The 13,512-nt window shown below is 61.7% G+C and carries 16 protein-coding genes; 6 read left to right on the top strand and 10 right to left on the bottom strand.

The window, feature by feature from the left end; genetic code table 11:
• Positions 1-68: 68 nt before the first annotated feature.
• Positions 69-407, top strand: a complete 339-nt coding sequence (locus P9292_RS21505) for a BON domain-containing protein (protein WP_244827460.1) — start codon at positions 69-71, stop codon at positions 405-407.
• 312 nt (positions 408-719) lie between these two features.
• On the top strand, positions 720-935 hold the full coding sequence (locus P9292_RS21500; RefSeq protein ID WP_250463988.1) for a hypothetical protein: 216 nt from the start codon (positions 720-722) through the stop codon (positions 933-935).
• Positions 936-1,102: 167 nt separating this feature from the next.
• Here the strand turns inward: P9292_RS21500 and P9292_RS21495 are convergent, their stop codons facing one another.
• The 7 genes from P9292_RS21495 to P9292_RS21465 all read right to left on the bottom strand — a co-directional run bounded on the left by P9292_RS21495 (position 1,103) and on the right by P9292_RS21465 (position 5,954).
• Positions 1,103-1,555: a PA2169 family four-helix-bundle protein gene (locus P9292_RS21495; protein ID WP_250463990.1), complete on the bottom strand. Its 453-nt coding sequence runs from the start codon at positions 1,553-1,555 to the stop codon at positions 1,103-1,105.
• Between the two features lie 114 nt (positions 1,556-1,669).
• Positions 1,670-2,239, bottom strand: coding sequence for a hypothetical protein (locus P9292_RS21490; RefSeq protein ID WP_244827463.1), 570 nt, complete (start codon positions 2,237-2,239; stop codon positions 1,670-1,672).
• Positions 2,240-2,322: 83 nt separating this feature from the next.
• Positions 2,323-2,610 (bottom strand): DUF1488 domain-containing protein, encoded by a 288-nt coding sequence (locus P9292_RS21485; protein WP_244827994.1) that lies wholly within the window; start codon positions 2,608-2,610, stop codon positions 2,323-2,325.
• A 113-nt stretch (positions 2,611-2,723) separates the two neighbouring features.
• On the bottom strand, positions 2,724-3,257 hold the full coding sequence (locus P9292_RS21480; RefSeq protein ID WP_250525580.1) for a DUF4142 domain-containing protein: 534 nt from the start codon (positions 3,255-3,257) through the stop codon (positions 2,724-2,726).
• A 62-nt stretch (positions 3,258-3,319) separates the two neighbouring features.
• Entirely contained in the window at positions 3,320-3,871 is a 552-nt protein-coding gene (locus P9292_RS21475; protein ID WP_250463994.1) for a type 1 glutamine amidotransferase domain-containing protein, read from the bottom strand.
• A 136-nt stretch (positions 3,872-4,007) separates the two neighbouring features.
• The gene (locus P9292_RS21470) at positions 4,008-5,375 is read right to left on the bottom strand and encodes an MFS transporter (RefSeq protein WP_250463996.1); all 1,368 of its coding nucleotides are present in this window, start codon (positions 5,373-5,375) and stop codon (positions 4,008-4,010) included.
• Positions 5,376-5,450: 75 nt separating this feature from the next.
• A complete protein-coding gene (locus P9292_RS21465; RefSeq protein ID WP_250463998.1) occupies positions 5,451-5,954 on the bottom strand; it encodes a YbhB/YbcL family Raf kinase inhibitor-like protein in 504 nt (167 codons plus the stop codon).
• 316 nt (positions 5,955-6,270) lie between these two features.
• Here P9292_RS21465 and P9292_RS21460 point away from each other — a divergent pair, with 316 nt between their 5' ends.
• Complete coding sequence (locus tag P9292_RS21460; protein WP_250525582.1) at positions 6,271-7,752, top strand: sensor domain-containing diguanylate cyclase; 1,482 nt, start codon at positions 6,271-6,273, stop codon at positions 7,750-7,752.
• A gap of 18 nt (positions 7,753-7,770) precedes the next feature.
• On the opposite strand, the gene P9292_RS21455 is transcribed toward P9292_RS21460, so the two are convergent.
• Positions 7,771-8,166 (bottom strand): hypothetical protein, encoded by a 396-nt coding sequence (locus tag P9292_RS21455; RefSeq protein WP_309961149.1) that lies wholly within the window; start codon positions 8,164-8,166, stop codon positions 7,771-7,773.
• A gap of 156 nt (positions 8,167-8,322) precedes the next feature.
• Here P9292_RS21455 and P9292_RS21450 point away from each other — a divergent pair, with 156 nt between their 5' ends.
• Complete coding sequence (locus P9292_RS21450) at positions 8,323-9,000, top strand: TetR family transcriptional regulator (protein ID WP_244827470.1); 678 nt, start codon at positions 8,323-8,325, stop codon at positions 8,998-9,000.
• A 75-nt stretch (positions 9,001-9,075) separates the two neighbouring features.
• Here P9292_RS21450 and P9292_RS21445 read toward each other — a convergent pair whose 3' ends face one another.
• Positions 9,076-9,942: a shikimate dehydrogenase gene (locus tag P9292_RS21445; RefSeq protein ID WP_309842074.1), complete on the bottom strand. Its 867-nt coding sequence runs from the start codon at positions 9,940-9,942 to the stop codon at positions 9,076-9,078.
• 239 nt (positions 9,943-10,181) lie between these two features.
• On the opposite strand from P9292_RS21445, the gene P9292_RS21440 reads away from it, so the two are divergent.
• Positions 10,182-12,098 carry a sugar phosphate isomerase/epimerase and 4-hydroxyphenylpyruvate domain-containing protein gene (locus P9292_RS21440; protein ID WP_250464024.1) on the top strand — a complete coding sequence of 639 codons (1,917 nt, stop codon included), beginning with the start codon at positions 10,182-10,184 and terminating at the stop codon, positions 12,096-12,098.
• A gap of 66 nt (positions 12,099-12,164) precedes the next feature.
• A complete protein-coding gene (locus tag P9292_RS21435) occupies positions 12,165-12,335 on the top strand; it encodes a hypothetical protein (protein ID WP_250464003.1) in 171 nt (56 codons plus the stop codon).
• Here P9292_RS21435 and P9292_RS21430 read toward each other — a convergent pair.
• Positions 12,319-12,639: a hypothetical protein gene (locus P9292_RS21430; protein ID WP_309961147.1), complete on the bottom strand. Its 321-nt coding sequence runs from the start codon at positions 12,637-12,639 to the stop codon at positions 12,319-12,321. The two genes, P9292_RS21435 and P9292_RS21430, sit on opposite strands and share 17 nt — an antisense overlap.
• Between the last annotated feature and the right edge of the window lie 873 nt (positions 12,640-13,512).

Raw genomic sequence — 13,512 nt, 5'->3', positions numbered from 1 at the left:
GGCGTTCCGCAAACAGGCTCAAAGCCGCGGACGCGCAGTATCGAAAATCGAAAAAATGGAGTATTGCCATGAAGACGACTCAATTCCTCAAAGCTGCTGGCGGTATCGCATGTGTCGTGTTCGCGCTGAACGTGAACGCGCAGACCACGACGACGAACTCGGGTTCGACGGACACGTCCGTTGGCCAAAAGGTCGATGACAGCGCAGTGACGACCAAGGTCAAGGCCGAACTGCTGCAAGCGAAGAACGTCAAGTCGACGCATATTCACGTCAAGACGCGCGCCGGCGTCGTCTCGCTGACCGGCACGGTGCCGTCGGCGGAAGACAAGACCGCCGCCGAAGAAACCGTTAAGCAGGTTTCCGGTGTTGCTTCCGTGAAAAACCATCTTAAAATCGCTGCCAACTAATGGCATAGTGCGTATGCCCGGCTCGTCACGGCGGGTCGCGGTGTAGCAGTCGCAGTATCGGAACCCGCGCGGAAGTTTGGCGAATCGCTCTCTTGAACGATGAAGCCAGGCTTCTAGCGCGGGTCTTGCATGAGCAGCGTGGAGAACGTGCGCGCGGCCATGCGAAAGTCGCAGACAGACATGACACGCAATACCCTCGCAGCATCTTTGCTACCTTAAAACGAAGTACGTCCGTTCGAGGACGTTACGCAAAGCCGGCCTGCGAATGCTTCCTTCGCGATGCATCCAAGGGCCACGGCAAATGGAGCTCTTATGAAGACGAAAAAGATGGCCTTGATTGGCGCGCTGGCACTCGCATTCTCGACGACGGCATTCGCGCAAGCGGCTTCCGACGCCGCTGCCGCTCCGGCGAAGAAGCAGAAAGGCACGTATCTGCATCAGCAAGACAAGGCGCACAAGCTGAAGGGCGCATCGGCGGCCGCTGCGGCTTCCGCGCTCGGGACGAACGATAAGGGTCAGCCGCACTAAGCCTTCGTCGTTGCCTGCTGCTTAACTGAAACGGCCGCGCAAGCGGCCGTTTCTCTTTGAGCTTTCGCTTCCACACGCGCGCGCCGCAATAAAAAATCGCCGCGCACTTGGCGCGGCGACTGTCGCATCACGAGCCGCCAACCTCGCGGCTTCGACGCTAAACCGAATCAGGACTTCGCTGCGGCGTACTGATCGCGCAGATCGCGGATACGGTCGTGGTTCTCGAGCACGCCCTGATACTGGCGTTCGACCACGGCACGCACATCGGCGGGCAAATCCTTGTCGAGTGCTTCGCGATAGTTCTTCTTGGCGGAATCTTCACCGCGCTCGCATTCGGCGAGAATCGCGTGATCGCCGTGACCGGTGACGGCCGATTTGACATCGACCCAGCCGCGATGCAGCGCGCCTGCAACCGAGCCGCCCGTTTCCGGCGTGCCGCCCAGACGCTGAACGATTTCCTGCAACTCGCGTGCGCCCGTCGTGCAGGCTTGCGCGCGGTCCTGGAATAGCAGCTTGAGGCTTGCGTCACGCGTCTCTTCGGCGGCCTTGAGGAAACCCTTTTCGCCGTCCTTCGACGTTTCGATGAGATCGTTGAGTACCGATACGACATTCGTGCTCATATGACACCTCCTATTAGTTTGGATCTTGCCATCGTGCAACATCCGGCACGTTGGCTCTGGTACGAGTAGACGCACGCGGCGTGCCCGGCAGACCGCTTTCCGCAGTCATTCGCTTCAGGCACGATGTTCCGCAAACTTTTCCACCGGCTTCGGCGGCTTGGACGGATCGAAGTCGCTCCACTTGCCTTGCTGCCAGCGGCCCGACGCGCGTTCGACATCGACGCCGCCTGCATCGCGCAAGATGGTGGCGGCATCGTTCGAATTCTCCGGCGACACATGCACCGCGACCAGCACGCCCGCATGACGCGGCGCCGCTTCGGTGTGAGCCGATTCCTTGGTCTTGGTATGCGACATCGCGCCCGCCAGCGAGCCAACGTAGGCGCCGACGCCTGCTGCGATGGCCGAGACGATCAGCGGCGCCTTGAAGATGGCGAAGAGCGCCGCGCCGACGATAGCGCCCACGACCGCACCGATGGTCACGCCTTTACCTGCGCCCTTGGGCGAGGAGCGCGCGCCAACGTCGGTGCCGACATCGCCACCCAGCGGATGCCGCGCATGTTGACCGCCCGGATTCACGAAGAACAGGGTGACATCTTCTTCGATGAAGCCGCGTTCGAAGAGGCGCTGTGCCGCGGCTTCGGCAGCGGGAAAAGTCTGGAAGCGACCCGCGATGATCAGGGACATATTCCCTCCTTCTTTTCAGTGTTGCGTGGTTCGGCCCGGGCGCGTGCGCTCGCGGGACAAAGGATTAACGATGTAAGTCCTGCTCAATCCGGTTCGAGTCCCGCGACTCGGAACAAGCCGCTACGCAGCACGACGGGCACGCCGCCGTTGTCATCGAGCACTTCGGCGCATACCGCGCGAATGCGCGCCTCGCCGCGCTCGAATGCGGGAAGCAGATCGTCCTCGCGCGCGGATGGAGCGCCGAAATGATCTTCTAGCGCTTCGGCGCTGATAGAGCACACGACGGGTTCGGAGTCGACGAGCGCGGTGAAGTGGAGGGCGAGGTCGTCGCCATCGAACACGGGTTTTTCGTCTGCAAAGGTGATATGCATGGTCGAATCCTCATAGGCCGGACGATGTCTTGCATGCGCGTCCGCTACGGCGCGGGTCAGCCGTGTTGCAGGGCTGTCGGATACATCGATGACTTCCATGAATTGAAAGACGCTCATGACGCCGCCTTTGCCTTCGCCAGTTGTTGCGCCATGGCGTAGTGATGGCCGATAACGGGCAACGCCTTCGCCGCGACTGCCTTCAACGCGGCGTCATTGCCTTGCTCGCTTTCTTGCTTGAACAACTCCATGGCCTTGCGATGCCCATCGACGGCTACCTTTTGGATATAGGCATCGTCGAATGCATCGCCCTGAAGATTTTGCAGGCTGCCGATCACCGACGAATCCGCGCTCGGTGGCTCGCTCATGCCGTGGCGTTTTGCGATTCCATCCAGGCTGTGCGCGAGCTTCGTATGATCCGCAATCATTCGCTGTGCAAAGTCCTTTACCTGCTTGCCGCTTGCATGCGTGAGCGCGAGCTTGCTGGCTGCGATTTCGGTCGCGCCCGCGGTGCCGGCGTCTTGCACGAACTGCTGGTCGACGCTCGACAGTTTGGCGCTCGCGGCGTCACCGGTCTGCGCGTGAGCAGCGCAGGCAACGGCCAGCGTTATCGCACTTGCACAGCCTGCGAACAACGATCGCGGCATCATCGGCTCGACTCCGTTTTGGTCGTTGATTCTTGTTGAATACGGTGGCCCCGTCGCTTCTTGTTTCAGGCGGCGCGCGTCTTGCCGAGCGCGTCGATCAGTGCCTTGTTGAAAGCGGGAATGTCGTCGGGCTTGCGGCTCGTGATGAGATTGCCGTCGATCTGTACTTCCTGATCGACCCAAGTGCCGCCCGCGTTGCGAATGTCGTCCTGCAGGCTCGGCCAGCTCGTCATCGTGCGGCCTGCAATGATGCCCGCCGAGATCGGCAGCCAGCCGCCATGGCAGATCACGGCGATGGGCTTCTTCGCCTGATCCGCTTCCTTCACGAAGCTTTGCGCCTTGGCGTCCAGGCGGATGGCGTCGCCGTTGACCACGCCGCCCGGCAGCACGACGGCGTCGTAATCGGATGCGTTGGCGGCGTCGAAGGTTTGGTCCACATCGACCTTGTCGCCTTTGTCGACGTGTTTGAAGCCCTGGATCTGTCCGGGCTTTTGAGAAATGACATCGACCTGCGCGCCAGCTTCCTTGAGCGCGCGCTGCGGCTCGATTAGTTCGGCTTGCTCGAAGCCGTCCAATGCAAGAATCGCGACCCTGTAACCGTCAAGGGAAATTGCCATTGCTTCACTCCTTCATTGCTCGAATTTTGATGCACCGCAAGAGGCGGATACCTGATTCGAAAAGGAGCAAGGGGTGTGCCCAAGTGGGGGCTGGGGCGCGTCGGTGATCGGCCAAACCATGGCTAAAGCCGAACCATCAAACGGTCTCGACGCTACGCTTCCCCGTCAGCCGCAAGAGACTAACCAAAGCCGCCGTCGCCGCGAAACCAGCGCCTACGCCAAGCGCGATCAGCGGCCCGTGCTGCGGCTCGACGCCAAAGATCAACGCGACGATAGCCGCGCCGAGTGTCTGCCCCGTCAGCCGCGCCGTGCCGAGCATGCCGCTCGCGCCGCCGCTGCGATGCCGTGGCGCGGAAGAAATGATTTGTCGGTTGTTCGGAGACTGGAACAGCCCGAAGCCAAGCCCACAGACAGCCATGCGCCAGCCGATATCGAACGCATCCGGATGCGGGCCTGTCGTGGCGAGCAGCGCAAGACCCACGGTCAGAACCGCCAGCCCGATGCCGCCCAGCAGACCAGCGGGATAACGATCCGCGAGCACGCCCGCGAGCGGCGCGACGAACACGATCACGAGCGGCCACGGCGTCATCAGGAAGCCAGTTTCGACCTGACTCATGCCGAAGCCGTTCTGCAGCAGAAAAGGCAGCGACACGAACGCCAGCATCTGCGCGCAGAACGAACACACCGACGCGCCAATCGATAGTGCGAACACTGGAATGCGCAACAGATCGACGGGCAAAAGCGGCGCGCTTTGACGCAATTGCCGGCGCACGAAAAAGTAGCCGATGACCGCCGTCACGATGAACTCGCCGATCACATACGGCCGATGCTCGCCGTGCCCGAGCCCGTCGACCGCGACGATGGCAAGCCCGAAGAAAAGCGCGTTCATCAGCGCGCTGATGTAGTCGTAAGGCCGGCGATGCCCGTCCATGCGCGGCAGCGCCTTCGTGCCGATGGCAAGCGCCACGAGTCCTATCGGCACGTTGATGGCAAAGAGCCACGGCCAGGTGGCGACCGAGAGCACGCCCGAGGCGACCGTCGGACCGATCACCGATGAAATCGCGACCACGGTTGCATTGATGCTGATGCCGCGCCCCAGATGCTTTTGCGGATAGATCATGCGCACGATCGCGGTGTTCACGCTCATGATTCCCGCCGCGCCGAATCCCTGCACGATTCGCGCTAGCGTCAGCGTGAGCAGCGAACCGGACATCGCGCAGGCCAGCGACGAGACAGTGAAGACCGCGAGGCCGGCCATATACACGCGACGGTAGCCGATACGGTCGCCGAGCGAAGCCAGCGGCAAAAGCGAGATGGTGATGGTGAGCTGATACGCGTTGACGATCCAAATGGAATCCGCGGGCGAGGCCAGCAGATTGCGCGCGATGGTCGGCAACGCGACGTTGGCGATGGCGCCGTCGAGTACCGCGAGCGTAATGCCGAGCGCGACCACCGCGATGGCCCAATAACGCTGCGGCAGGGGAAGACCTTGTTCGGAATCCATCGGTAGGCGAGAGGTAGGAGCGGCGCGTTCAACGGCCGGACGATGCGCGCATCGTCCGGAGAAGAAGCGTGGTGCTTATTTCAGCTGATAGAGACCGGTGTACGTCGCCGAGTCGATCTCGTTGAGATGAGTCATGAAGCGCGCAACGGCATTGGTCGCGTTGGCGTCGAGCGGCAGTTGATCCGCCTTCAGCGCGTGAATACGGAAGATGTAGCGATGCGGCTTGTCGCCACGCGGCGGCGCGGCGCCACCGAAGCCAACCGTGCCGTAGTCGTTGCGCATTTGCAGCGCGCCCGCCGGCAAGAGGCTGCCATCCGCCTTGCCCGCGTTGCGCGGCAGCGAGCGGACATCGGCGGGAATGTTGACCACGACCCAGTGCCAGAAGCCGCTGCCGGTGGGCGCGTCGGGATCGTAGACGGTAAGCGCGAGGCTTCGCGTGTCGGCCGGCGGGTCTTCCCATTGCAGCGCCGGGGAAAGGTTGTCGCCCGAGACGCCGAAAGCCTGCTGATCGAACTCGTGCTCGCGCGTCAAGTAACCGTTGGCGGGAAATTCGTCGGACCAGATGCGGAAATCAGCCATGAGAGTCATGCCTCCTTGTCGCGTGTTGGGAGTTGGCGGACTGAAGGGTCCGCGGACGTGTGTCGATGCACGCTTGAATACGGCAGCACGCAACCGATTGCAGCAAGCATGCCTACGATCGGGAGTTGAACTTGCGGCGCGTTATTCGATCGAGTGTAGCATCCGCCCCTCAATTGAGTCGGGCGTCGCTCCCGATTCGGGAAAATCGCCCGGAATCTGCTCGCTTTTCAGCGGATGGGACGTAAAAGCGGCGCGCTACAATATTGAGACAAATCGTGCGATGAATAGCGCTCCGACGCGAGCCGAAGGGATTTTTATGCCAAACGATCCGCGCCCAATCACTGGACAGTTCACACCCGCGAGCGTGCCGGAAGACGATGCCGACATGTTCGACCTCGCTCCGGTCTCGCTCTGGCTCGAAGACTTCAGCGCCGTGCGCGAGCAGTTCGAGCGCTGGCGCGCCGCGGGCGTCACCGACTTGCGCGCGTTCCTCGAAGAAGACCCGGCGCGCATCGTCGAATGCTCTTCTCGCATTCGGGTGGTGAAGGTGAATCGGCGCACGCTCGGCTTGTTCGGCGCGAAAGACCTCGATCATCTCGTGCAAAACCTCGAACGCGTGTTTCGCGACGACATGCTGACCACGCACATCGACGAACTGGAGCAACTCTGGTCCGGCGAACCGCGTTTCGTAAGCCAGACGGTCAACTACACGCTCGACGGCAAGCGTCTCGACGTGCTTCTCAAGGCCGCGATCTTGCCGGGGCACGAGAATACGTGGAGCCGTGTGCTCGTCACCATCGAGGACATCACGGAACTCGAAACCATGCGCCGCCAGACCGCGGCGAGCGGCCTTTATGCGCGCGGCCTTTTCGAGCATTCGCCGGTTTCGCTGTGGGTGGAAGACTTCAGTTCCGTGAAAGACTTGCTCGACGATGTACGCGAACGGGGTATCGTCGACTTCCGTACCTTTACGAGCGTGCATCCCGAATTCGTCGAACGATGCATGCAAGAGATTCACGTCCTAGACGTGAATCAGCACACCTTGCGCATGTTCGCCGCGCCCGACAAGGCGACCTTGCTCGCGCGTCTGCCGGAAGTGTTCCGCGACGACATGCAGCAGCACTTTCAGGAGCAGTTGATCGAGCTATGGGAGCACAAGCTCTTTCATCAGCGCGAGGTGCTGAACTATTCGCTCGATGGCAACGAGGTGCACGTGCACCTGCAATTTTCGGTGTTTCCGGGGCACGAGAAGCGCTGGGATCTCGTGCTCGTCGCGCTCACGGACATCACCGCGCGCAAGAAGGCCGAGGCGTATCTGGAGTTTCTCGGCAAGCACGACGTGCTCACCAAGCTCAAGAATCGCTCGTTCTATGCCGATGAAATCAATCGGCTGGAGCGCAAGGGCCCGTTCCCCGTGACGGCCATCGCGGTCGATGTGAATGGCCTCAAGACCGTCAACGATCAGCTCGGCCACGCGGCCGGCGACGCCTTGCTGCGCCGCGCGGGCGAAGTGCTCTCGAAGGCGGTGGAGAAGCCGTTCCAGGCGGCGCGGATAGGCGGCGACGAATTCATGGTGCTGCTGCCCGGCACGGACGAACGCGGCGGCGAGGCGCTGATGGACGGCATTCGCCAGTTGCTCGAAGTGAACAATCAGTTCTACTCGGGCATGCCGCTCAGCTTCGCGATGGGCGCCGCGACCGCGCACGAAGGCGAGCGCATCGAGCCGATGCTGCAACGCGCCGATGCCGCGATGTATGTAGAGAAGCGCCTGCACTACGCCAACGCGCAACGCAAATAAGGCGCTTCGGACGACGGCTTATTGAGCCTGTGCCGTCGCTTCATCGATACCCTTGTTCAGCGCCGGGCAGGCTTCGTCGACCTGCTTTTGGTATTGCGCCGGATTGCTCGTCTGCAGCTTGTTGATGCGATCCACCGTCGGTTGCGCCTGCGCGAGCCCGAGCTTCCACTCGGCGTCGAAGTCGGGCGCATCGGGGAAGTTCTTGCGTGCCATGTCCTTGAAACGGGCCACCTTGGCAGCGTCGATATGACACACGTCGGCTGCGCCGCGCGCGATGTTCGCGCTCGTCATCACGCCTTCGGCGGCAAGCAGTTGCGGCGTGGCGGGATGACCGGGAGGCAGTTGCGTCTGCGCCGCCGCGTGCAGGGCGCCAAGACCCAGCAAGGATGCGGCAAGTACCTGAAGGTGCTTCATTCGATTCTCGTTTGATTGATGCGGACCACGCATCGGGGACCGAAAAATTATAGGTTAAGCCTTTGAAAACAAATGCCGCGCATAGGGATGAAGCGCATAAGACGCTTGGAAACCCCATGCTAGAATCGATTTTCGATGCCGTTCTCAGACAGAAAAATGAAGAAAGGAAGCAAGGCCGCCAGTGCTGCGCCCTCGTCGTCCTCGGAAGGGCGGCGCAAGTACGATCCTGAGGAGACCAAGCGGAACATCCTTGACATCGCGACGCAGGAATTCTCGGCAATGGGTCTGACCGGCGCGCGCGTCGACGCAATCGCGGAGCGCACCAACACCACGAAGCGCATGCTGTATTACTACTTCGGCAGCAAGGACGGTCTCTATGAAGCCGTGCTGGAGCAGGTGTATGGCGACATCCGCGCGCTCGAACAAGAGCTCAGGCTGGAAGAGCTGGACCCTGAAGAGGCCATGCGCGAGTTCATCGGCTTCACGTTCGACTATCACGACAAGCATCGCGATTTCGTGCGTCTCGTGACTATCGAGAACGTGCATGGCGCGAAGTACATCGAGCAGTCGAAGACCTTCAAGGCGCGTAACTCGACCGTCATCAAGACCATCGAAGACCTGATTGCGCGCGGTGTCGCGGCGGGGCGTTTTCGCGAGGACATCGACCCGATCGATCTACATCTGATGATCAGCTCGTTCTGTTTTCATCGCGTGGCGAATCGGCATACGTGGGGCGCGGCGTTCGGGCGCGATCCATCCGGGCCGCGTTCACGGGCGCGGCATCGCGAGATGATCATCGAAGCGGTACTGCGCTTCGTGCGCCGCGAAGACTGAAGCCAAGACGAGCCAAGACAAAACGGCGGCACTTCTGCGAGTGCCGCCGTTTTGGTTTCGAGGGCGCCGAAGGGCTCAGCGTTCCAGCAAGGTCTGGAAATGCGCGAACATGCGCTCGGCATCCGGTTCGAGGCCGGTAAAGATGCGCAACGCATCCACGGCCTGACACACCGCCATGCCGCCGCCGCTCACCGTGCGGCAGCCGAGCGCGCGGGCTGCTTTCAGCAACTCCGTTTCGAGCGGGAAATAGACGATCTCCGCCACCCACAAGTCCTTGTGCAGAAACTCGGCGGGCAAGGGCAGGCCGGGCAGTTTCGCCATCCCGGTGGGCGTCGCATGAATCAGGCCGTTCGCCTTCTGCAATACGTCGCGTAGATCGCCGCCGCTCTTGACTTCGCGATCGGGAAAACGCGCGGCGAGTTCGCTTGCGAGCGCGGCCGCGCGAGTGTCGTCCGAATCGAATAGCGTGAGCGATCGCGCACCCATGGTCAGCGCGGCATGGGCCACCGCCGCGCCCGCGCCGCCCGCGCCGAGTTGCACCACGCGATCCATCGGCACACCCGGCAGACCGCGTTCGAACGCCCGCGCGAAACCCGACCAATCGGTGTTGTAGCCGATCCGCTTGCCATCCCTGAAGACAACCGTATTGACCGCGCCGAGCGCGCGGGCGTCGGGGTCGAGGTCGTCGAGCAAGGGGATCACGCTCTGCTTGCACGGATACGTGATATTGAGCCCGTCGAAGCCCATGCGTTCGGCGGCATCGAGCAGATCGGGCAGCGCGGACGGTTCGAGCGCGAGCGCCTGCAAGTCGATCCGTCGATACACATAGTTGAGCCCGAGCTTGCCGCCTTCTTCCTCGTGCATCGCGGGCGTGAGCGAGCCGCCAATACCCGAGCCGATCAGCCCGACGAGATAGGAGCGGGGAGACGCTTTGCTGGTCATGCGCAATACTCCAGTGCAAATAATGTAAGCGCAGTGTGACGGGCGCTCGGTGCCGTGTCCTTCGGTGTTTTCACGTATTTGTACGGTCTAGTTAGTTTGTTATGCTTGCGCACAATGACGTGGATTGCGTGCGCACCGCTCCGTTTCCCGCAAGCGCCGCGAACGTCCTACACTGACGGGACTGCACCGATCCACCCGCATCATCTGAATGCAACGAGGAGGCAGCGATGCTGCGTTCAATCCGGACATCCATTGCGACGGTATCCATCAGCGGCACCTTGCCCGAGAAGCTGAAGGCAATCCGCGCGGCAGGGTTCGATGGCGTCGAGATTTTCGAGAACGATCTGCTGTACTTCGACGGCACGCCCGCCGACGTGCGCCGCATGTGCGCGGATCTTGGCCTCGCCATCTATCTGTTCCAGCCGTTTCGCGACTTCGAGGGCGTGAGCGCCGAGCGTCTCGCGAAGAACGCCGAGCGCGCGAAGCGCAAGTTCGAGCTGATGCACGAGCTCGGCGCGGATCGCATGCTGGCGTGCAGCAATGTGTCGCCGGACACCATCGGCGACGACGCGTTGATCGTCGATCAACTCGGCAAGCTCGCGCGCCTCGCGGAAGAAGCGGGCGTGATCGTCGGTTACGAAGCGCTTGCGTGGGGGCGTCACGTCAACTCGTACAAGCACGCGTGGAAACTCGTCGATGCCGTGAATCACGCGAGTCTCGGTATCGTGCTCGACAGCTTCCATACGCTTTCCATCCGCGATTCGGTGGAGGAGATCGCGCGGATTCCGGGCGACCGCATCACCTTCGTGCAAATCGCCGATGCGCCCGTGCTCGCCATGGACGTGCTCGAATGGAGCCGTCACTATCGCTGCTTTCCGGGGCAAGGCGCGTTCGATGTCGCGGGCTTCACGGCGCGCGTGTTCGAAGCGGGTTATACCGGCCCGCTCTCGCTCGAAATCTTCAACGATGGTTTTCGCGCGGCGCCCACGGCCATCACCGCCGCGGACGGGCATCGCTCGCTGCGCTTTCTGGAAGAGCAGACGCGCGCATTGATGGGCGACCAGGCGCCAGCCGAACTCTTCGATCCGCCCGCGCCGCCCGCGCATATCGGCTTCCAGTTCCTCGAATTCGCCGTCGATGCCGCCACGCGCGAACATGTCGCCGGCTGGCTCGGCAGGTTGGGCTTTCGGCTGGCGGGCAAGCATCGCTCGAAGGATGTCTCGCTGTACCGGCATGGCGCGGGGTCGATCGTGCTCAACGCGGAAGCCGATTCCTTCGCGAGCGCGTTCTTCGAGCAGCACGGCTTGTCGCTGTGCGCGTCCGCATTTCATGTCGATGACGCGAAGCTCGCGTTCGAACGCGCGGCCGCTTATGGGTCGAAGCCGTTTTCGGGGCAGGTCGGACCGAACGAGCGCGTGGTGCCAGGCGTGCAGTCGCCTGACGGCAGCCTCGATTATTTCGTCGATGAGGAACCGGGCGGTCCCACGCTGTGGGAATCCGATTTCATTTTGACGGACATCGACGGGCCTTACGAAGTGGGTCCGCTCGAACGTATCGACCACGTGTGTCTGTCGCTGCCCGCCGACGCGCTCGACACCTGGGTGCTGTTTTTCCGCAGCGCGTTCGGCTTCGAGGTCGAAGCGAGCGTGACCGTGCCGGACCCGTACGGTCTCGTGCGCAGCCGTGCGGTACGCAGCCGCGACGGGTCGGTGCGCATTGCGCTGAATGCGTCGATGGACCGGCATACGGCGGTGGTGGAGTCGCTGACGACTTATCGCGGTTCGGGTTTGAATCACGTGGCGTTCAGCACGTCCGATATCTTCGATGCCATTCCTCGACTCGAAGCCGATGGCGTCAAATTCCTGCGCATTCCGCGCAACTACTACGACGATCTGGTTGCGCGCTACGGCCTGGCCGACGAACTGATCGACGCCATGCACGAACACAACATTCTTTACGATCGCGACGAGCGTGGCGGCGAGTTTTTTCATGCGTACACCGAGCAGCTCGATCAGCGCTTCTTCCTGGAAGTGATCGAACGGCGCGGCGGTTACGATGGTTACGGCGCGGCGAATGCGGCCGTGCGGCTCGCGGCGCATGCGCAACAGCAGCGGGCGCGGCAGGGGGCTTCAACTTCGGCTTCGGCGGGCGGATGATTGGCTGGCCGTGCGTGACTGCACGTCCTATCATGAAGACATGGCGGCAATTCAAAGGAGGGCGCCATGTTCGACTTACCGATGTTTCTAGTGGGCCTCGCGGCGCTTGCCGCCATTAGCATCGTCTTGCTGGCCGACGATTGGCGCGATGCGCGGCGCGAGCGCATGGCGCGACGTGAGCTCGAACAAGCGGCGCATCATCCGCTGCGGGAGTGGTGGCTCAGGCATCGGCACTGAGCGGCGCGCCGGGTTCGATATCGGCAGCATCGGCCAGGCGCTTGGCTTCGCGTGCCTCCGCGGCGGCTTCGAACCGGTCGACATACAAATACAACCGATGCACCGTCTGCAACTGCGTGTGAGACAGATGCGCCTGCCGCGTGATGGCCGCGAGACGCTCGCGCCAATACGCTGGTGGCAGCGCGTACCCGCCCGCGTCGCGCGACAATGACTGCCGCAACACCCGCTCGAGATGAGTCAGGTCCTGGTCTGCCAGCAATGCCGAGAACGCGCCTTGTGGCTTGGTATCGGGGATAGGGTCCATTATTGCGATGGCGGCCGTTTCTGATCCAACTTGATAGGGATAAACCCTGAACGTACGCCGTTGGCGTCAGCGTGATGAATTTTCCGCGCGACGTCCCGATTAGCGCGAGTGGCGTTTGCTATACTCTGCGCTCGCTTGCCGTCTCGCAACGGCGAGCCGTGCGCCTCGATGCTGGCGCGCTCCCCGTAGTTCACGGGGTGGAATGAGGGGCGCAACGCCTCTCACGCGGAGCACTGACCATGTGCTGTAGCAGATTTGTAGCATCGCTTCCGCCGCGCCATTGAAGGCGAGGGGAAAATCAAGGCGTTCCGAGACGTTTCCCCGCCAGGACCAAAAGCGCAAAATTGAGCTCGCGCTTTTGTTGGTTCTATGGCTCCATACGTTTAACGACATTCAGCTTCGCTAACTGTCCCCGATAGAACTTCATTCTCGCAAGCGTTCTTCCTGCGTAGCCGTTAATTTTCGGCGATTGGCTGTCTCGATTCGCACCTGCGATCCCTCAGCATGCCATTAAAATGTCGCAGACGCTGTAGGCGGTGACGGTTTCACTGTTGAATCGAAAAATGACCGGTTGTCCCCACGAATCGCTACGTGAGGTGACAAAGCACGAAATAAGTGGTCGTCAGCGTATGGAAAACTGGTCATGTTGCGATGCGGACGCTCGTGGTCGCGAGCTGACCGATCGTGTATTCGATGCGACCGCTCGATTACTAATGCGAACCGCCATCACCACCATGCGCGCAGTACGGACATTGGTTAAGTTGTTCAGCCGCCGCGAGCAGTTGGAATCCGCGTGTCGGACGCGATGTCAGATAATTCAACTAGTGCGAAATTTGTCTTATTATTCACACTATCCATGCCGACAATAACAAA

The organism is Caballeronia sp. LZ001 (assembly GCF_031450875.1).
Lineage (GTDB): Bacteria > Pseudomonadota > Gammaproteobacteria > Burkholderiales > Burkholderiaceae > Caballeronia.
Note: the sequence above shows the minus strand (reverse complement) of the source record. Positions and strands in the feature narration are given on the sequence as shown.

What these genes read in the sequence shown, in the direction of transcription:
- P9292_RS21505 (WP_244827460.1), top strand. Translation starts at nt 69, where the DNA reads ATGAAGACGACTCAATTCCTCAAAGCTGCTGGCGGTATCGCATGTGTC.
- P9292_RS21500 (WP_250463988.1), top strand. Translation starts at nt 720, where the DNA reads ATGAAGACGAAAAAGATGGCCTTGATTGGCGCGCTGGCACTCGCATTC.
- P9292_RS21495 (WP_250463990.1), bottom strand. Translation starts at nt 1,555, where the DNA reads ATGAGCACGAATGTCGTATCGGTACTCAACGATCTCATCGAAACGTCG.
- P9292_RS21490 (WP_244827463.1), bottom strand. Translation starts at nt 2,239, where the DNA reads ATGTCCCTGATCATCGCGGGTCGCTTCCAGACTTTTCCCGCTGCCGAA.
- P9292_RS21485 (WP_244827994.1), bottom strand. Translation starts at nt 2,610, where the DNA reads ATGCATATCACCTTTGCAGACGAAAAACCCGTGTTCGATGGCGACGAC.
- P9292_RS21480 (WP_250525580.1), bottom strand. Translation starts at nt 3,257, where the DNA reads ATGATGCCGCGATCGTTGTTCGCAGGCTGTGCAAGTGCGATAACGCTG.
- P9292_RS21475 (WP_250463994.1), bottom strand. Translation starts at nt 3,871, where the DNA reads ATGGCAATTTCCCTTGACGGTTACAGGGTCGCGATTCTTGCATTGGAC.
- P9292_RS21470 (WP_250463996.1), bottom strand. Translation starts at nt 5,375, where the DNA reads ATGGATTCCGAACAAGGTCTTCCCCTGCCGCAGCGTTATTGGGCCATC.
- P9292_RS21465 (WP_250463998.1), bottom strand. Translation starts at nt 5,954, where the DNA reads ATGGCTGATTTCCGCATCTGGTCCGACGAATTTCCCGCCAACGGTTAC.
- P9292_RS21460 (WP_250525582.1), top strand. Translation starts at nt 6,271, where the DNA reads ATGCCAAACGATCCGCGCCCAATCACTGGACAGTTCACACCCGCGAGC.
- P9292_RS21455 (WP_309961149.1), bottom strand. Translation starts at nt 8,166, where the DNA reads ATGAAGCACCTTCAGGTACTTGCCGCATCCTTGCTGGGTCTTGGCGCC.
- P9292_RS21450 (WP_244827470.1), top strand. Translation starts at nt 8,323, where the DNA reads ATGAAGAAAGGAAGCAAGGCCGCCAGTGCTGCGCCCTCGTCGTCCTCG.
- P9292_RS21445 (WP_309842074.1), bottom strand. Translation starts at nt 9,942, where the DNA reads ATGACCAGCAAAGCGTCTCCCCGCTCCTATCTCGTCGGGCTGATCGGC.
- P9292_RS21435 (WP_250464003.1), top strand. Translation starts at nt 12,165, where the DNA reads ATGTTCGACTTACCGATGTTTCTAGTGGGCCTCGCGGCGCTTGCCGCC.
- P9292_RS21430 (WP_309961147.1), bottom strand. Translation starts at nt 12,639, where the DNA reads ATGGACCCTATCCCCGATACCAAGCCACAAGGCGCGTTCTCGGCATTG.